The following is a 14590-nucleotide window of genomic DNA, read 5'->3' on the forward strand; positions in this document are numbered from 1 at the left end:
GCGAAAGTCCTTCGCTGTCCAGTGGTTAGGCCGCTATAAGCGGTGCAAAGAGTTGGTTTGCCGGGAGGAACAAATGAAGCTGTCGCGACGGACGATCCTGCAGGGGGCCGGCAGCTTGCCTTTCGCAATTGCGAGCTTGCGGACCGGCGCATCGGCCCAATCCGCGCCCGCTGCGGCGCCGGGCACCGAGGTGCCGCCGATCCTGTTCGTCCACGGCAATGGCGACTACGACGCGCTCTGGATGACGACCTTGTGGCGGATGGAATCCAACGGCATCGCGCGCGATCGCATGATGGCGATCAATTTCACCGATCCCAACGCGCGCAGCGACGACAAGGTCGAGCAGGCGAACCGCTCCTCGACCGAGGACCAGCGCCGCGAGCTCGCCGCTGCCATCGCTGAGCTGAAGCGCCGCACCGGCGCGGCGCGCGTGGCGCTGGTCGGCAGCTCGCGCGGCGGCTATTCGATCCGCAACGTGACCAAGAATGGCGGTGCCGGCGACGTCAGCCACGCGGTCTTGTGCGGCACGCCCAATCACGGCGTGTTCGCCACCGACGACCAGCCCAACAACGAGTTCAACGGCCGTGGCGTATTCCTGCGTGGCCTGAACGAGGGCGAGAGTGAGGTGACGCCGGGTGTCGCCTTCCTCACCTTGCGCAGCGACGGCATGGACAAATACGCCCAGGCCGACGGCCGCTTCATCGGCAAGCCCGGTACGCCGACCGGTGTCACCAATGAAGGGCCGGAGCTGAAGGGCGCCACCAATCTCGTGCTCGGCGCGCTCGACCATCGCGAGGTGGCATTCCACCCGCGTGCCTTCCGCGAGATCTACAAATTCATCGCGGGACGCGAGCCCGCGCGCATCGCGATCGTGCCGGAGCCAAGCGTCCGGCTGAGCGGCCTCGTCACGGGGACGCCGGGCGGCGTGCCGACCAATCGCCCGGTGGCGGGCGCAACCGTCGATATCTTCCGCGTCGATCCTGATACCGGAGAGCGCAAGGGCGGTGCGCTCCACAGCGCGAAGACCGGTGCCGACGGCCGCTGGGGGCCGGCTCAGGTCGACCCCGCCTGGTCGCTCGAATTCGTGCTGGCATCGCCCGACACGCCGACGACGCACATCTACCGCTCGCCCTTCCCGCGCTCATCCGATGTCGTGCATTTGCGGGCCGCGCGCCCACTCGGGCCGGCCGACAAGGACGCAGCCGCGGTCGTGATCATGTCGCGGCCGAGGGGCTATTTCGGCCTGCCGCGGGACGTGGTGCTCTTCGACGGCAAGGAGCCGGCCGACGTCAAGCCAGGCGTGCCCACGGATGCGGCAGCAACCCTGCGGCTTCCCGCCAGCGAGGTTGGGCGTAACATTGTGGCCGAGTTCGGCGAAGAACGAATTGTGGCGCGCGCCTGGCCCGCCCAGGAGAACAGGATTGCGGTCGCCGAGCTGACTTATTAGCTATTTGCCTGCGTCACATCTTGCGGGAGAGAGCCATGAATATCGCCAGCGTGCGTAGGCCCATCATCCCCCCGGCTCCCCCGCGTGCGCCCGACGACATGTCGTTCTTCGGCCGGCTTGCCGTGATCCGGCGCAACATGATCGCGACATGGGGGCAGCCCGCTTATGAGGAAGAGGTCATCAAGGGCCGCTTCTTCCTTCGCAACAGTTTCATCCTGAATCAGCCGGATGCGATCCGGCACGTCCTGCTCAACAATTACGAGAACTATACGCGCACGCCGGCCGGCATCCGCATGCTGCGCCCGGTGCTCGGTGACGGGCTTCTGATCGCGGAAGGTCATTCCTGGACGTTCCAGCGCCGGACGCTTGCGCCGGCCTTCACGCCGCGCGCCACCGCCAACCTCGTGCCGCACATGACGGCGGTGCTCGACGAGACCATTGCGAAGCTCGATACGCAGACGGGCGCGCCGGTCGATCTGCGCGAAATCATGCAGCGCATGACGCTGGAGATCGCCGGGCGCACGATGTTCTCGTTCGGCATGGACCGGCATGGCGCGACCCTGCGCAATTTCATCATGGAATATGCGTCCCGGCTGGGACGGCCCTACTTCCTCGACATGCTGCTGCCGGTGTCGTGGCCGAGCCCGATGGATTTTGCCCGCGCCCGCTTCCGCAAGCGCTGGACCGAGTTCGTCGCCATGCTGATCGCCGAGCGGCGCGCCGCCGGCAAGAAGGACGGCGCGCCGCCGCGTGATCTGTTCGATCTCATGGACGCGGCGCGCGATCCGGACACCGGCAAGGGCTTTTCCGACGAGCAGCTCGTCGACGAGGTCGCGACCATGATCCTGGCGGGTCATGAGACCACGGCGACGGCGTTGTTCTGGGCGCTCTATCTGCTCGCACTCGATCCGGAGACGCAGGAGGAGGTGGCGTCCGAGACAAGCGGCGAGCATCTCGACAGCATGGCCGACATCGATCGCCAGAAATTCACCCGCGCGGTGATCGACGAGACCATGCGGCTCTATCCGCCCGCCTTCCTGGTCGCGCGCGCCGCCCGCGAGAAGGACAATGCGGCCGGCGTCGAGATCGCCAAGGGCGACATCATCATGATCGCGCCCTGGCTTTTGCACCGGCACGAGAAGCTGTGGGATCAGCCGAACGCGTTCATTCCAAAGCGCTTCATGTCGACGGAGGCGCCCGATCGCTTCGCCTATCTGCCGTTCGGCGCAGGTCCACGCGTCTGCATCGGCGCACCGTTTGCGCAAGCTGAATCCGTGCTGGCGCTGGCCCGGCTGATCGGCGCGTTCCGCGTCGAGCTCGCCGATCAGGCGGATCCCGTGATCCCGCTCGGCGTCGTCACGACCCAGCCGGACCACTCACCCATGTTCCGTATCACCCGTCGGTGACAGGCGATTGCCTGGCCGATGGCGTGATTCAACCAGCAGAGTTTCCGCGATGAGCGACATCCAGGCCCAGTTCTCCGTTCTCAAGCAGACCGCCGACGCGAAGGTGGTCGATGCGATTGCGCGTCTGATCGAGGACGGCCAGGATCACGAGCTCAATCGCGTCAATGTCCTCGACTTCGCGACGCACCATGCCGTCGACGAAGAGCACGCGATCTCGGCGTTCCTGCACGCAGCACGGCTCGGGCTGTTCGATCTCGGCTGGAACGTGCTGTGTCCAGGCTGCGGCGGCGTGCTCGGCGCGCACACGACGTTGAAGGCGCTCAAGCCCGACGACTATCACTGCGCGCTCTGCGCCTGCGGCTACAAGGCCTCCGTCGACGATCAGGTCGAGGTGTCTTTCACCGTGAATCCGCGGGTCAGACGCATCGCGGCGCATGACCCCGACACGCTGCCGGTGTGGGAGTATTTCAAGCAGGTGTTCTGGAGCTCCGGCGTCGACTTCAACAAGGAATCGTTTGCGACGCTGGCGAACGAGGTGACGCTGGATACGATGGAGTTGCCGGCCGGCGAGAAGGCGACCATGTCGCTGCAGCTGCCGAGTGACTTTGTCATCATCTTCGAGCCGGTCACGCACGCCGCCCATTTCATCGACGTCCAGGGCGAGCCGACCAAGGATCGTCAGCAGCTCGCCATCATGTACAACAAGGTGCAGGCCCCGACGGGGACCACGACCATGCGGCCGGGTCCGCTGCGGCTGTCGCTGGAGAACCAGGCCGGCGTGCGCGTGCTGCCGTCGGTGTTCATCGCGGCCGAGGCACTCCATCATCTCATCGGCAAGCGCAAGCCGTTCCTCACCGCCAAGCGGATGCTGTCGAACCAGACCTTTCGCGATGTCTTCAAGGCGGACAACCTCAGTCTGGACCAGCGGCTCCAGATCACGTCCCTCACCTTCCTGTTCACCGATCTGAAGGGCTCGACGGCGCTTTACGAGCGCGTCGGCGATCTCGCCGCTTTCGATCTCGTGCGTGCGCATTTCCATGCACTGCTCGAGATCATCTCCTCCGAGAAGGGCGCCGTGGTGAAGACGATCGGCGATGCCGTGATGGCGACCTTCATCCGTCCCGAGCATGCCATCGTCGCGGGCCTGCGGATGCGCGCGGCGATGGACCAGCTCAACAAGCGGCGCGGCACTGATGATCTCATCGTCAAGATCGGCATCCATGAAGGTCCCTGCCTCGCGGTGATGCTCAACGAGCGGCAGGATTATTTCGGCCAGACGGTCAACATCGCCGCCCGCGTGCAGAGCCTGTCGACCGCGCAGGAGATTCACATCACCGGCCCGGTGCTCGATGCGCCCGCGGTTGCCGAGGTGCTGGAGCAGCGCGCGATCAAGCCGATCCAGAAACAGGCAGCGCTGCGCGGCATCGCCGACAAGATGGTGGTGTACGAGATTCCGTGAGAGATCATTCGTCATTCCGGGGCGCGCGCAGCGCGAACTATGGTGCGCAACTGCGCACCTGAGAATCTCGAGATTCCGGGTTCGATGCTGGCGCATCGCCCCGGAATGACGGTATCCAGATTGCCGAAACGTAATGCAGCGCGCGGAACTGACGCACGTTGCGCCGGTTGAGTTTCCTGCTCATATAATGCTGGTAACGGCCGCGCCTCGCGGCTGTATCGATTTCGGTAGGATCTTATGCTCGACGGCCTGCGCCAATTCATCGCCGATATTGTTGCCCCCAATGACCAGAACCGCACGTTCGGTGACAGCGATTATCGGTTGGCGGCCACCGCGCTGCTGGTCCACGTAATCTCGCTCGACGGCCAGCCGAGCGCGGCCGAGCAGCGCAAGCTGCACAGCCTGATCGAAAGCCACTTTAAGCTCGATCGCGGCACTGCGGATCGTCTGATCGCGGACGCCACCCAGGTCGAGGGCGAGGCGGTGGACCTCTATCACTTCACCAGCGTCATCATGCGCTCGCTCGACGAAGAGGGCCGCAAGCGCATCGTCCGGATGATGTGGGAGCTGGTCTATGCCGACGGCCAGGTCTCCGAATTCGAAGACAACGTCGTCTGGCGCGCCTCCGACCTGCTCGGGATTTCCCAGCGCGACCGGATCGACCTGAAGCATACAGTGGCGGAGCGCGCCGGTGGTCAGGTGACGGACAGCGCCGTCGGCGGCTGATCCGCGCAAACCGGCGGATGGCCGGTTGTGCGGATCACATGACGAAACTTTAATGTAGCTGCCGGCCGTCCGGCTCCGGATTCATCCGTAAAAACCCGGCTTTCCTGCGCCTCCTGTCGCCCGCTCAGGCGGCCATGCGGCCGACGCCGCTTGCCTGTCGCGCACGGCTTATGCTCTCGTTCCGTCATTGCGGGGCCAAATACTTCAATTCAAGAGACTTCGATCGTGGTTGAGCGGGTAACGTTGATCACCGGTGCTTCGGCGGGCATAGGTGCGGAGCTGGCGCGCGTGTTCGCCGCCAATGGACATCGTCTCGCTTTGACAGCGCGGCGCGCGGACCGTTTGGAGGCGCTCGCGAACGAGCTCGCCGCCAAAGGCGGCAAGAAGCCGATCGTGATCGCCTGCGATCTCGAAGACCCCGACGCCGGCGACACCATCGCGGCGGCGCTCGCCGCCGAAGGCGTCGAGCTCGATCACCTCGTCAACAATGCCGGCTTCGGCGTGTTCGGCGATGCCATCGAGCGCGATCGCGACGAGCAGATCGGGATTGTCGATGTCAACGTGCGGGCTCTGACCGATTTGTCGCTGCGATTCGCCGATCAACTCATCAGGAACAAGGGCGGTCTTCTCAATGTCGGCTCGGTCGCGGGCTTCCTGCCCGGCCCCGGCATGGCCGTCTATTACGCGTCCAAGGCCTACGTGATTTCCTTCACCGAAGCGCTGCGGGCCGAGCTCGCGCCGCGCGGGGTTCGCGTCACCGTGCTTTGCCCGGGTCCCGTGCCCACCGAATTCCAGGCGCGCGCGGGCGTCGGCTCCGGACATGATACGGCCCTGCTCAATGTTTCGGCCGCCGATGTCGCGCAGGAGGCCTATCGTGGCCTGATGGCCAACAAACGGGCAGTGCTGCCTGGTCTCGGCATCAAGATTGTGCCATTCGCGCTGCGCTTCTTCCCGCGGGGCTTCATCCTGGCTGCCACCAGCAGATTCCAGAGGCAGAGGCATTAGCCCTCGAAGCTCCCGTATTGGCCCGGAGCTTGCTTCGGCTTCGATGTGTGCGCGAACTCACACGAAATTAACGATCGCTTAGTTATGCTGACGGTCTGAACCGATAGCACTCGCAGAGGCCATGTCGTTCCGGACGGACAGGTTTGGTAGCGCAGAAGTGGTGCCCTTCCCGAGAAGGACGCCAAGTGCCGTCGCCTCCGAAACCCAGTTGCCGGTTCTGATCATCCTGCACCAGGAATCCTCGACGCCGGGCCGTGTCGGCAATGCGCTGCGTGCGCTTGGCCATCGGCTTGACATCCGCCGTCCCCGCTTCGGCGATCCCCTGCCCGAGACGCTCGATCAGCATGCCGGCGCCGTGGTCTTCGGTGGTCCGATGAGCGCCAATGATTCCGACGACTATATTCGCCGCGAGATCGACTGGATCGAAATTCCGCTGCGCGAGCAGCGGCCATTCCTCGGCATCTGCCTTGGTGCCCAGATGCTGGCGATGCAGCTCGGCGCCCGCGTCGCGCCGCATGCCGATGCGCTGACCCAGATCGGCTACTACCCGATCCGCCCGACCGCTGCGGGCCACGCCCTCTGCCCGGCCTGGCCGGTCCAGGTCTATCACTGGCATCGCGAGGGATTCGAGCTGCCTGTCGGCGCCGAGCTGCTTGCAGAAGGCGACGATTTTCCGGTGCAGGCGTTCCGCACCGGCAATGCCTTCGGCGTGCAGTTTCATCCCGACGTGACCTACGCGATGATGCATCGCTGGACCACGCGCGGCTATGACGGCTTCAGCGCGCCCGGTGCGCGGCAGCGACATCATCATTTCGCCGATCGTGCCGTATACGATGTCGCAGAGCGCGCCTGGCTCGATCATTTCATCGACGGCTGGCTGGCGCGCCGGCCGGTGCTGGCGCAAGCCGCCGAGTGATCCGCGCGTTCGCGCGAAGCCCTTGCCTCATCCCTGGATATGCTAGGCTCGCTCCCCAACGAGCGCGCGAAATTGCGCCGGCAGACAAAGGGAGAGCGTCATGGCCTACGAGCACATTCTCTATGAGGTGAGCGACAAGATCGCGACCATCACGCTCAACCGTCCCGATCGCATGAATGCGTGGACGCCGACCATGGAGCGCGACGTGCGCCATGCGATGGAAGCGTCAAGCGCCGATGACAATGTCCGCGTCATCATCCTCACCGGCGCGGGCCGCGCGTTTTGCGCCGGCGCCGATATGGATGCTTTGAAGGGGCTCGACCCCGACGACGTCCGGCGCGCGTCGAACCTGCCGCCGTTCGACATGAACCGCCGTCCGGATTGGCAGACGCGCTACGGTTTCTATCCGTCGATCAAGAAGCCTGTGATCGCCATGCTCAACGGTGCGACTGCCGGCATAGGGCTCGTGCACGCGCTCTATTGCGATCTGCGCTTTGCCGCCGACAACACGGTGTTCACGACGGCCTTCGCGCGGCGCGGCCTGATTGCCGAGCACGGCATCAGCTGGATGCTGCCCCGCATCGTCGGTCATGCCAATGCGATGGATCTGCTGCTCTCGGCGAGGCGCGTGCCGAGCGACGAGGCGCTGCGGATCGGCCTGGTGAACCGGCTCTGCCCGCCTGAGAAGCTTCGCGAGGAGACCTATGCCTATGCGCGCGATCTCGCCGATTTCGTCTCGCCGAGCGCGATGGCCGTGATCAAGCGCCAGCTCTACGAGGTGCCGTTCCAGACGCTCGCCGAGGCAACCATCGAAGCCAATCGGGAGATGATGGTGGCGCTCGCCGGCAGCGACTTCCGGGAAGGCGTGGCGAGCTTCATGGAAAAGCGGCCGCCGCGGTTTACGGGGAGGTAGGGGGAGCTTGGAAAAGTCCGTCTTCGCCCTGCGGGCTTCGCAGCGGCAGCCTTCGCCACGAAAGGGCTTGCCGAGCCGAAGCTGGCGAAGCCAGCGAAGGCTGGTGGAGCCAGGCGGGATCGAACCGCCGACCTCGTCATTGCGAACGACGCGCTCTCCCAGCTGAGCTATGGCCCCTTTGCTGGCCGCTCTGGTAAACGCGGCCGACAACCGGGCGCCATTTAAGTCCCCGCCAAGGTCAAGTCAAGGACGGGTGTCACCCGGTTTTAGCCATTCGGGGCGCGGACTTCCCTTGTTTGGGCGGGGGGGAACCGATATCTAGCAAAAGGCGTCAATCCCGACCGCAGCCAACGTTTTCAAAAGCCAGAGGCTTCAAAAGCCATGCGTGCCGTTCTCGACATCGTCATCATCGTGCTCGACCTCTACGTCTGGCTGCTGATCGCCTCCGCGATCCTGTCCTGGCTGATCGCCTTCAACGTCGTGAACACCCGCAACCAGTTCGTCTCGGCGGTGGCGGAGTTCCTGTACCGGATCACCGAGCCGGTGCTGGCGCCGATTCGCAATTTCCTGCCCAGTCTCGGCGGTCTCGACATCTCGCCGATCATCCTGATCCTGATCATCATGTTCATCGAGCGGGTGATCCTGTACTACATCTACCCCAACGTGATCTGAGCGGGCTGGAGCGCCTTGGTTGCCAACAAAGCTTGTAAGGAACCCTGGCGCTACTCGGCCGCAGGAATCAGCATCGCGCTGCGGGTGACGCCGCGCGGCGGTCGCGACGGCATCGACGGGATCGAGCAACTGGCCGACGGCCGCAGCGTGCTCAAGGTGAGGGTGCGCGCCATCGCCGATGGCGGCGAGGCCAACAAGGCCGTTTTGGTCCTGCTGGCGAAATCGCTGGGCGTCCCCAAGGCCGGCGTAAAGCTTCTGTCCGGCGCCACCTCGCGGCTGAAGCAGATCGCGGTCGACGGCGATCCGGCACGGCTCGGCGAAGCCCTGCGCCAGCTCGTCTCGGCCCAATCGAAAGACTGAGGGAACTGACATGACCGCCAAGATTATCGATGGAAAAATCATTGCCGCGGAACTCCGGGCCCGCGTCGCGGACGAGGTCGCCCGCGTCAAGCGCGAGCACGATCTGGTGCCGGGGCTGGCGGTCGTGCTGGTCGGCAGCGACCCCGCCAGCGAGGTTTATGTCCGCTCCAAGCACACCCAGACCCAGGCCGCCGGCATGGCCTCGTTCGAGCACAAGCTGCCGGCCGACGTCTCGCAAGGAGACCTCCTGGCGCTGGTCGCGAAGCTCAACCGCGATCCGGCCGTGCACGGCATTCTGGTGCAGCTGCCGCTGCCGAAGGGGCTGAACACCGAGGCCGTCGTCAACGCCATCGACCCCGCCAAGGACGTCGACGGGCTGCATCCGAACAATGCCGGCCGGCTCGCCGGCGGTTTCGAGGCGCTGTCGCCCTGCACGCCGCTCGGCTGCATCATCCTGACCAAGAGCGTGCATGCCTCGCTCGAAGGCAAGAACGCCATCGTCATCGGCCGTTCCAATCTGGTCGGCCGGCCGCTGGTGCAATTGCTGCTGAACGAGAACGCCACGGTGACGATCGCGCATTCGCGCTCGCGTGACCTGCCCGGGCTCGTGAAGCAGGCCGATCTCGTCTATGCCGCGGTCGGAAGACCTGAGATGGTGCGCGGCGACTGGCTGAAGCCAGGGGCGACCGTGATCGACGTCGGCATCAACCGGATACCCAAAGAAGACGGCAAGACGCGCCTCGTCGGTGACGTCGCCTATCAGGAAGCGCTTGGGGTGGCCGGCGCGATCACGCCGGTGCCGGGCGGCGTCGGCCAGATGACCGTGGCGTGCCTGCTGGTCAACACGCTGCGTGCGGCCTGCGCGATCGCCGAGCTACCGAAGCCGGCGGTGTAGTCAACGCAGTCGTTCCGGGGCGCACGAAGTGCGAGCCCGGAACCTGGAGATTCTCAGGTGCGCAATTGCGCACCATAGTTCGATGCTGACGCATCGCCCCGGAATGGCGATTAGCCCTTCTTCTTCTTCTCGCGATCCATGCCTTCGAGGATCAGCTTGTGTGCGTCCTCCGGGCCGCCCCAGCGCAGGATCTTCACCCATTTGCCCTTCTCGAGATCCTTGTAGTGCTCGAAGAAGTGCTGGATCTGCTGCAGCGTGATGTCGGGCAGGTCGGAGTACGACTTCACCTTGTCGTAGCGCTGCGTCAGCTTCGACGACGGCACCGCCAGAATCTTCTCGTCGCCGCCGGCTTCGTCTTCCATGAACAGCACGCCAACCGGGCGCACGCTCATGACGGCGCCGGGAATGATGGCGCGGGTGTTGATGATCAGGACGTCGCAGGGATCGCCATCATCCGACAAGGTGTGCGGGATGAAACCGTAGTTACCGGGGTAACGCATCGGCGTGTAGAGGAAGCGGTCGACCACCAGCGTGCCGGCCTCCTTGTCCATCTCGTATTTGATCGGTTCGCCGCCCACGGGGACTTCGATGAGGACATTGACTTCGTGAGGTACGTTCTTCCCGATCGAGATCGCATCGATACGCATTCAAGGCTCCGTTATTGCCGAGGATAAATCGCGCCCGGCAGCGATTTGGCGCTGTCATACGCGGGCTTGGCCCGCTGATCCATCGCGTTTTTGTGAAATAATGAATCCGGAAGTCACCGGCTCAAAGGCAACGGTATCGACGGAAGGAAAACGCTGCCGCCTAGGCTTTCAGCAGCTCAATTGGTCCAAGCGAAGGCAACCTTGTCGAGCGACTTCGGCCCGAACCGCTCCGAGGAGCGGGCCACCATACGGCCCCCAAGCGCCCGGTAGAACTCGGTCGCGGGGTCGTTGTCCGAGAGCGCCCACACCACCATGCTCTTCAGCCCGCTCTGCATCAGGTCGCGGCGGGCGGAGGCGAACAGGCGGCGGCCGAAGCCGAGGCCCTGGAATTCGGGGCGCAGGTACAGCTCGTAGATCTCGCCGTCGAAATGCAGGCTGCGGGCGCGATTACGGCCGTAATTGGCGTAGCCCGCGATCTTGTCGCCGAACACCAGCACGCTGACGCGGCTGCCCTTGCGGATCGCGCTGTCCCACCATTGCGGGCCGCGGCGGTTGATGAGCTTTTCCAGCTCGGCGCCGGGAATGATGCCCTGATAGGCGGAGCGCCAAGCTTCGTCATGAGTCGACGCCACCGCAGTCGCATCTGCAGCTTTGGCCGGCCGGACCTCGATCAGGGTTGTGCTCATGGGCGCAATCAAACCAAGTCGCCGCGCCGGCGGCAAGACCTATCGTTAATTATCGGTTAACGTGTGGACTTTGTGCATCAGTATCTGAGCCATGTTGTACCGAAAAAAGACAGGACGCCGACGCGAATGGCACCGGCGTGCCGTGTGTCGGTGCAAAACTCCCTCTGCGGCAACGAATGAAGGGCGAGGGCCACGCAGAAAGTCCGCCCATAGTGATTCGTTCCTACTAGTGTGGCTGTCGCTGTTCGTGCTCGTCCTCGGCCATTCATGCGGCTTCTCAACATCTTCGCGCTTCTGACTCTGCTGGCCTTGCTGACAGCGCCGCCTCTGTGCGCTCAGGTCACGTTTGGCCCATCGGGTGAGGAGGGTGAACCGTTTCGCCGACAAGCGTGGCGGGTGCCGTCGCCGGATACCGACATCGCTGCGCGTGCCCTGCTGTTTCGCCCCGCCGGCGCAGGTCCGTTCCGGCTTGTGGTCATCGCACACGCCTCGACGCAGAATGGCTTGCGTCGAGCGCAAATGCCGCAGCCGGAATATCGTCCGCTCGCCGCCTATCTCGTCGCGCGCGGGTTTGCCGTGCTGGTGCCGGAGCGGCTCGGCCATGGTGCGACCGGCGGCCGCTATATCGAGGACCAGGGCGGCTGCGATGAGGCCGACTATGCGCGTTCGGGCCGTGCAACGGCCGAGGAAATCCGGCTCTCGCTGGAGTTCTTGCGAAAGCAGGATTTTATCCGCAAGGACGCTGCCATCGTGATCGGCCATTCCGCCGGCGGCTGGGGTGCGCTGGCGCTCGCCAATGCCGATCCGAAGGCGATCGCCGCGATCACAGTGTTTGCGCCGGGGCGCGGCGGCCATGCCAATGATGAGCCGAACCGGATCTGCGCGCCACACACGCTTCTTGCCGCCGCTGCAGAGTTCGGCAAGGGCGCGCGCATTCCTGTCACATGGCTCGTTGCGACCAATGACAGCTATTTTGCGCCGGCGTTTTCAAAGGGCCTGGCCGATGCGTTTCGCGGCAGCGGCGGCAAGATCGACTTCCGCACCTTGCCGGCCGTCGGCAGCGAGGGGCACTGGATGATCGAGAGTGAGGCCGGCGTCAAAGCCGCGAGCCGGGAGCTCGTGGGTGCGCTGAACCAAGGCAGGCCAACCGCGACCAAGAAGCCATGACGCTGTATTTCCTGGTCAAGTTTCTCCATGTGCTCGGCGCCATCGTCATCCTCGGCACCGGAACCGGCATCGCCTTCTTCATGCTGATGGCGCATCGCACCGACGATGCGGAGTTCATCGCGCGCACCGCTTCGGTCGTCGTCATTGCGGACGCAATCTTCACACTGTCGGCCGTGCTCCTCCAGCCGGTCACGGGCGGCTTGCTGATGTTGCTCTCGGCGATGCCGATCACCGAGCGCTGGCTGCTCGCCTCGCTCGTGTTGTATGTTGTCGCCGGCCTGTTCTGGATTCCTGTCGTGTTCATGCAGATCGAGATGCGCGATCTCGCGCGAAAGGCCGCGGAGCAGCACCGTGCATTGCCACAACGATACTTCGTCCTGTTTCGCCGCTGGTTCGCGTTCGGCTTCCCCGGCTTCGGCGCGACGATGCTGATCCTCTGGCTGATGGTCGCAAAGCCGTTTTGAGAGCCGTGATGAACCAGCGAACCATCCTGGTGCTCGGCGCCTCCGGCCTGATCGGCCGCTTCGTTACGGACGATCTTCGCGCGCGTGGCTTTCGCGCGCTTGGCGTGGCGCGCAGCCTGTCGGCGGCGCAGAAGACGAGCGCGCTCGACATCGAGCTGCCGATCCTCTCGCTCGACGCGACCATGCTGACGCGGCTGTTGCGCGAGCATGCGGTGGATGTCGTCGTTAACTGTCTCGGCGTGCTCCAGGACGGCCCCGGCAGCGACACAGGTGCCGTGCATCGCGATTTCGTCGCGCGCCTGCTTGCGGCGATCACCGACAGCGGCCGCGCGATCCGACTGGTGCACATCTCGATCCCCGGAGCGGCCGAAGCCGATCGCACTGCGTTCGCAACGACCAAGCGCGAGGCCGAGCGCCTCATCGCGGCCTCAGGCATTGCGCACGCCATCCTGCGGCCCGGCTTCGTGGTCGCACCATCCGCCTATGGCGGCAGCGCCATGCTCCGCGCGCTCGCTGCCTTCCCGCTCGACCTGCCCGACAAGGAGATGGCGACGCCGTTCCAGCCCGTTTCAGTCGAGGATATCTCGGCCACCATCGCCTGGCTCACCGTGCGCGACATCGACGATGCCGCTGTCAAAGCCGTGAGCTGGGATCTGATGCAGGCTGAGCCGGTCACCATGGCCGGCGTCATCAAACAGTTCCGCCTTGCGTTCGGCACGGCCACCTGGCCGCATGTCGCGATGCCGTCCTTCGTGCTCGATCTTGGCGCCAGGATCGGCGATCTCGCCAATTATCTCGGCTGGATGCCGCCGATGCGCTCCACCGCCATCGCCGAGCTGCGCCGCGGCGTGCGAGGTGATCCCTCCGCATGGATCGCCGCCACGGGCATCGCACCGAAGACGCTGGTCGATATGATTGGTCGTCATCCCGCGACCGTCCAGGACAAATGGTTCGCGCGGCTGTTCCTGGTCAAGGCGCTGATCTTCGCCAGCCTCGTCGTGTTCTGGCTCGTCTCCGGCTTCATCGCGCTGTTCGTGTCCTACCGTGCCGCCGCCGACATCCTGACGGCGCACGACTTCCCGGCCGCGCTGGTCGATCCCATCACCATCGGCACCAGCCTGATGGACATGAGCATTGGCGCGATGATTGCCTTTCGCCGCACCGCGGCGGCCGGGCTCGTTGCTGGCATCACCGCCTCGCTCGGCTATATGTTCGGCGCGGCGGTCCTGACGCCCGATCTCTGGATCGAACCGCTCGGCGCGCTGGTGAAGACGGGGCCGGCGATCGTGCTGATGTTGGTGGCGCTCTTGACGCTGGATAACCGCTGATGAGCAAATGGCCCGATGACGACGTGATCCTGTTCGACGGCGTCTGCATCTTCTGCTCGCGCTGGGTCCGCTTCGTCGCGCAGCGCGACACGGCGAAGCGGTTTCGCTTCACGCCGATCCAGTCGGAGTATGGCGCCCGGCTCGCGCGGGCGTTCGGCATCGACCCCGATGATCCCGACACCAATGCCGTGGTTCATGGCGGTGAGGTGTACATGAAGTCGGATGCGGCGTTGACGGTGCTGTCGCGACTCCCGGGCTGGGGTTGGGTGCGCGTGCTGTTCACCGTACCGAAGCCGCTGCGGGACCCCGTGTACAGCCTCATCGCGCGCAACCGCTATCGCATCTTCGGCAAGTATGACGCGTGTTTCGTGCCCGATGCGGATTTGCGGGCGAGGGTGATCGAGTGACGCGACAGCGGCACCACAAGATTGGTGTCGTCCCGGCGAACGCCGGGACCCACCACAGAGCGGAGTTTGGCGAAGACTGGAAGTTAGGGTCA

At 64.8% G+C, this 14590-nt stretch carries 16 protein-coding genes and 1 tRNA gene; 14 read left to right on the forward strand and 3 right to left on the reverse strand.

Annotation, left to right across the window (positions count from 1 at the left end; all coding sequences use genetic code 11):
* The first annotated feature begins 73 nt into the window (after positions 1–73).
* The 7 genes from GGD61_RS20390 to GGD61_RS20420 all read left to right on the forward strand — a co-directional run bounded on the left by GGD61_RS20390 (position 74) and on the right by GGD61_RS20420 (position 7872).
* The gene (locus GGD61_RS20390) at positions 74–1447 is read left to right on the forward strand and encodes a hydrolase (RefSeq protein WP_092261493.1); all 1374 of its coding nucleotides are present in this window, start codon (positions 74–76) and stop codon (positions 1445–1447) included.
* Positions 1448–1482: 35 nt separating this feature from the next.
* Entirely contained in the window at positions 1483–2853 is a 1371-nt protein-coding gene (locus tag GGD61_RS20395; protein ID WP_092261492.1) for a cytochrome P450, read from the forward strand.
* 49 nt (positions 2854–2902) lie between these two features.
* Positions 2903–4312, forward strand: coding sequence for an adenylate/guanylate cyclase domain-containing protein (locus GGD61_RS20400; RefSeq protein WP_092261491.1), 1410 nt, complete (start codon positions 2903–2905; stop codon positions 4310–4312).
* A gap of 237 nt (positions 4313–4549) precedes the next feature.
* Positions 4550–5038 carry a TerB family tellurite resistance protein gene (locus tag GGD61_RS20405; RefSeq protein WP_018318970.1) on the forward strand — a complete coding sequence of 163 codons (489 nt, stop codon included), beginning with the start codon at positions 4550–4552 and terminating at the stop codon, positions 5036–5038.
* A gap of 225 nt (positions 5039–5263) precedes the next feature.
* Positions 5264–6043, forward strand: coding sequence for an SDR family oxidoreductase (locus GGD61_RS20410; protein ID WP_092261490.1), 780 nt, complete (start codon positions 5264–5266; stop codon positions 6041–6043).
* Between the two features lie 121 nt (positions 6044–6164).
* Positions 6165–6959: a glutamine amidotransferase gene (locus GGD61_RS20415; protein ID WP_183231054.1), complete on the forward strand. Its 795-nt coding sequence runs from the start codon at positions 6165–6167 to the stop codon at positions 6957–6959.
* Between the two features lie 100 nt (positions 6960–7059).
* Positions 7060–7872, forward strand: coding sequence for an enoyl-CoA hydratase (locus GGD61_RS20420; RefSeq protein WP_018318967.1), 813 nt, complete (start codon positions 7060–7062; stop codon positions 7870–7872).
* A gap of 101 nt (positions 7873–7973) precedes the next feature.
* Here GGD61_RS20420 and GGD61_RS20425 read toward each other — a convergent pair.
* Positions 7974–8049: transfer RNA gene (locus GGD61_RS20425), tRNA-Ala, on the reverse strand.
* A gap of 204 nt (positions 8050–8253) precedes the next feature.
* Between GGD61_RS20425 and GGD61_RS20430 the strand changes: the two genes are divergently transcribed.
* The 3 genes from GGD61_RS20430 to folD are packed head-to-tail and all read left to right on the forward strand — an operon-like array spanning position 8254 to position 9799.
* Positions 8254–8544, forward strand: a complete 291-nt coding sequence (locus tag GGD61_RS20430) for a YggT family protein (protein WP_018318966.1) — start codon at positions 8254–8256, stop codon at positions 8542–8544.
* 15 nt (positions 8545–8559) lie between these two features.
* On the forward strand, positions 8560–8904 hold the full coding sequence (locus GGD61_RS20435; RefSeq protein ID WP_092261488.1) for a DUF167 domain-containing protein: 345 nt from the start codon (positions 8560–8562) through the stop codon (positions 8902–8904).
* A 10-nt stretch (positions 8905–8914) separates the two neighbouring features.
* The gene (gene folD, locus GGD61_RS20440) at positions 8915–9799 is read left to right on the forward strand and encodes a bifunctional methylenetetrahydrofolate dehydrogenase/methenyltetrahydrofolate cyclohydrolase FolD (RefSeq protein WP_092261487.1); all 885 of its coding nucleotides are present in this window, start codon (positions 8915–8917) and stop codon (positions 9797–9799) included.
* Positions 9800–9909: 110 nt separating this feature from the next.
* On the opposite strand, the gene ppa is transcribed toward folD, so the two are convergent.
* The gene (gene ppa / locus GGD61_RS20445; protein WP_018318963.1) at positions 9910–10446 is read right to left on the reverse strand and encodes an inorganic diphosphatase; all 537 of its coding nucleotides are present in this window, start codon (positions 10444–10446) and stop codon (positions 9910–9912) included.
* A 176-nt stretch (positions 10447–10622) separates the two neighbouring features.
* Positions 10623–11132: a GNAT family N-acetyltransferase gene (locus tag GGD61_RS20450; RefSeq protein WP_018318962.1), complete on the reverse strand. Its 510-nt coding sequence runs from the start codon at positions 11130–11132 to the stop codon at positions 10623–10625.
* Between the two features lie 267 nt (positions 11133–11399).
* On the opposite strand from GGD61_RS20450, the gene GGD61_RS20455 reads away from it, so the two are divergent.
* Genes GGD61_RS20455 through GGD61_RS20470 form a run of 4 tightly spaced genes read left to right on the forward strand, consistent with a single transcriptional unit; the run spans position 11400 to position 14498 of the window.
* A complete protein-coding gene (locus GGD61_RS20455; RefSeq protein WP_092261486.1) occupies positions 11400–12299 on the forward strand; it encodes a dienelactone hydrolase family protein in 900 nt (299 codons plus the stop codon).
* Positions 12296–12763: a DUF2269 domain-containing protein gene (locus tag GGD61_RS20460; RefSeq protein ID WP_018318960.1), complete on the forward strand. Its 468-nt coding sequence runs from the start codon at positions 12296–12298 to the stop codon at positions 12761–12763. Before GGD61_RS20455 ends, GGD61_RS20460 begins: the two co-directional genes overlap by 4 nt.
* Before the next feature lie 8 nt (positions 12764–12771).
* Positions 12772–14091: an SDR family oxidoreductase gene (locus GGD61_RS20465; protein WP_177237397.1), complete on the forward strand. Its 1320-nt coding sequence runs from the start codon at positions 12772–12774 to the stop codon at positions 14089–14091.
* On the forward strand, positions 14091–14498 hold the full coding sequence (locus GGD61_RS20470; protein WP_183231055.1) for a thiol-disulfide oxidoreductase DCC family protein: 408 nt from the start codon (positions 14091–14093) through the stop codon (positions 14496–14498). The genes GGD61_RS20465 and GGD61_RS20470 overlap by 1 nt, the downstream gene beginning before the upstream one ends.
* Positions 14499–14590: the final 92 nt, after the last annotated feature.

This window comes from Bradyrhizobium sp. SBR1B, from assembly GCF_014198205.1.
Taxonomy (GTDB): domain Bacteria; phylum Pseudomonadota; class Alphaproteobacteria; order Rhizobiales; family Xanthobacteraceae; genus Bradyrhizobium.

What these genes read in the sequence shown, in the direction of transcription:
- GGD61_RS20390 (WP_092261493.1), top strand. Translation starts at nt 74, where the DNA reads ATGAAGCTGTCGCGACGGACGATCCTGCAGGGGGCCGGCAGCTTGCCT.
- GGD61_RS20395 (WP_092261492.1), top strand. Translation starts at nt 1,483, where the DNA reads ATGAATATCGCCAGCGTGCGTAGGCCCATCATCCCCCCGGCTCCCCCG.
- GGD61_RS20400 (WP_092261491.1), top strand. Translation starts at nt 2,903, where the DNA reads ATGAGCGACATCCAGGCCCAGTTCTCCGTTCTCAAGCAGACCGCCGAC.
- GGD61_RS20405 (WP_018318970.1), top strand. Translation starts at nt 4,550, where the DNA reads ATGCTCGACGGCCTGCGCCAATTCATCGCCGATATTGTTGCCCCCAAT.
- GGD61_RS20415 (WP_183231054.1), top strand. Translation starts at nt 6,165, where the DNA reads ATGTCGTTCCGGACGGACAGGTTTGGTAGCGCAGAAGTGGTGCCCTTC.
- GGD61_RS20420 (WP_018318967.1), top strand. Translation starts at nt 7,060, where the DNA reads ATGGCCTACGAGCACATTCTCTATGAGGTGAGCGACAAGATCGCGACC.
- GGD61_RS20430 (WP_018318966.1), top strand. Translation starts at nt 8,254, where the DNA reads ATGCGTGCCGTTCTCGACATCGTCATCATCGTGCTCGACCTCTACGTC.
- folD (WP_092261487.1), top strand. Translation starts at nt 8,915, where the DNA reads ATGACCGCCAAGATTATCGATGGAAAAATCATTGCCGCGGAACTCCGG.
- ppa (WP_018318963.1), bottom strand. Translation starts at nt 10,446, where the DNA reads ATGCGTATCGATGCGATCTCGATCGGGAAGAACGTACCTCACGAAGTC.
- GGD61_RS20450 (WP_018318962.1), bottom strand. Translation starts at nt 11,132, where the DNA reads ATGAGCACAACCCTGATCGAGGTCCGGCCGGCCAAAGCTGCAGATGCG.
- GGD61_RS20455 (WP_092261486.1), top strand. Translation starts at nt 11,400, where the DNA reads ATGCGGCTTCTCAACATCTTCGCGCTTCTGACTCTGCTGGCCTTGCTG.
- GGD61_RS20460 (WP_018318960.1), top strand. Translation starts at nt 12,296, where the DNA reads ATGACGCTGTATTTCCTGGTCAAGTTTCTCCATGTGCTCGGCGCCATC.
- GGD61_RS20465 (WP_177237397.1), top strand. Translation starts at nt 12,772, where the DNA reads ATGAACCAGCGAACCATCCTGGTGCTCGGCGCCTCCGGCCTGATCGGC.
- GGD61_RS20470 (WP_183231055.1), top strand. Translation starts at nt 14,091, where the DNA reads ATGAGCAAATGGCCCGATGACGACGTGATCCTGTTCGACGGCGTCTGC.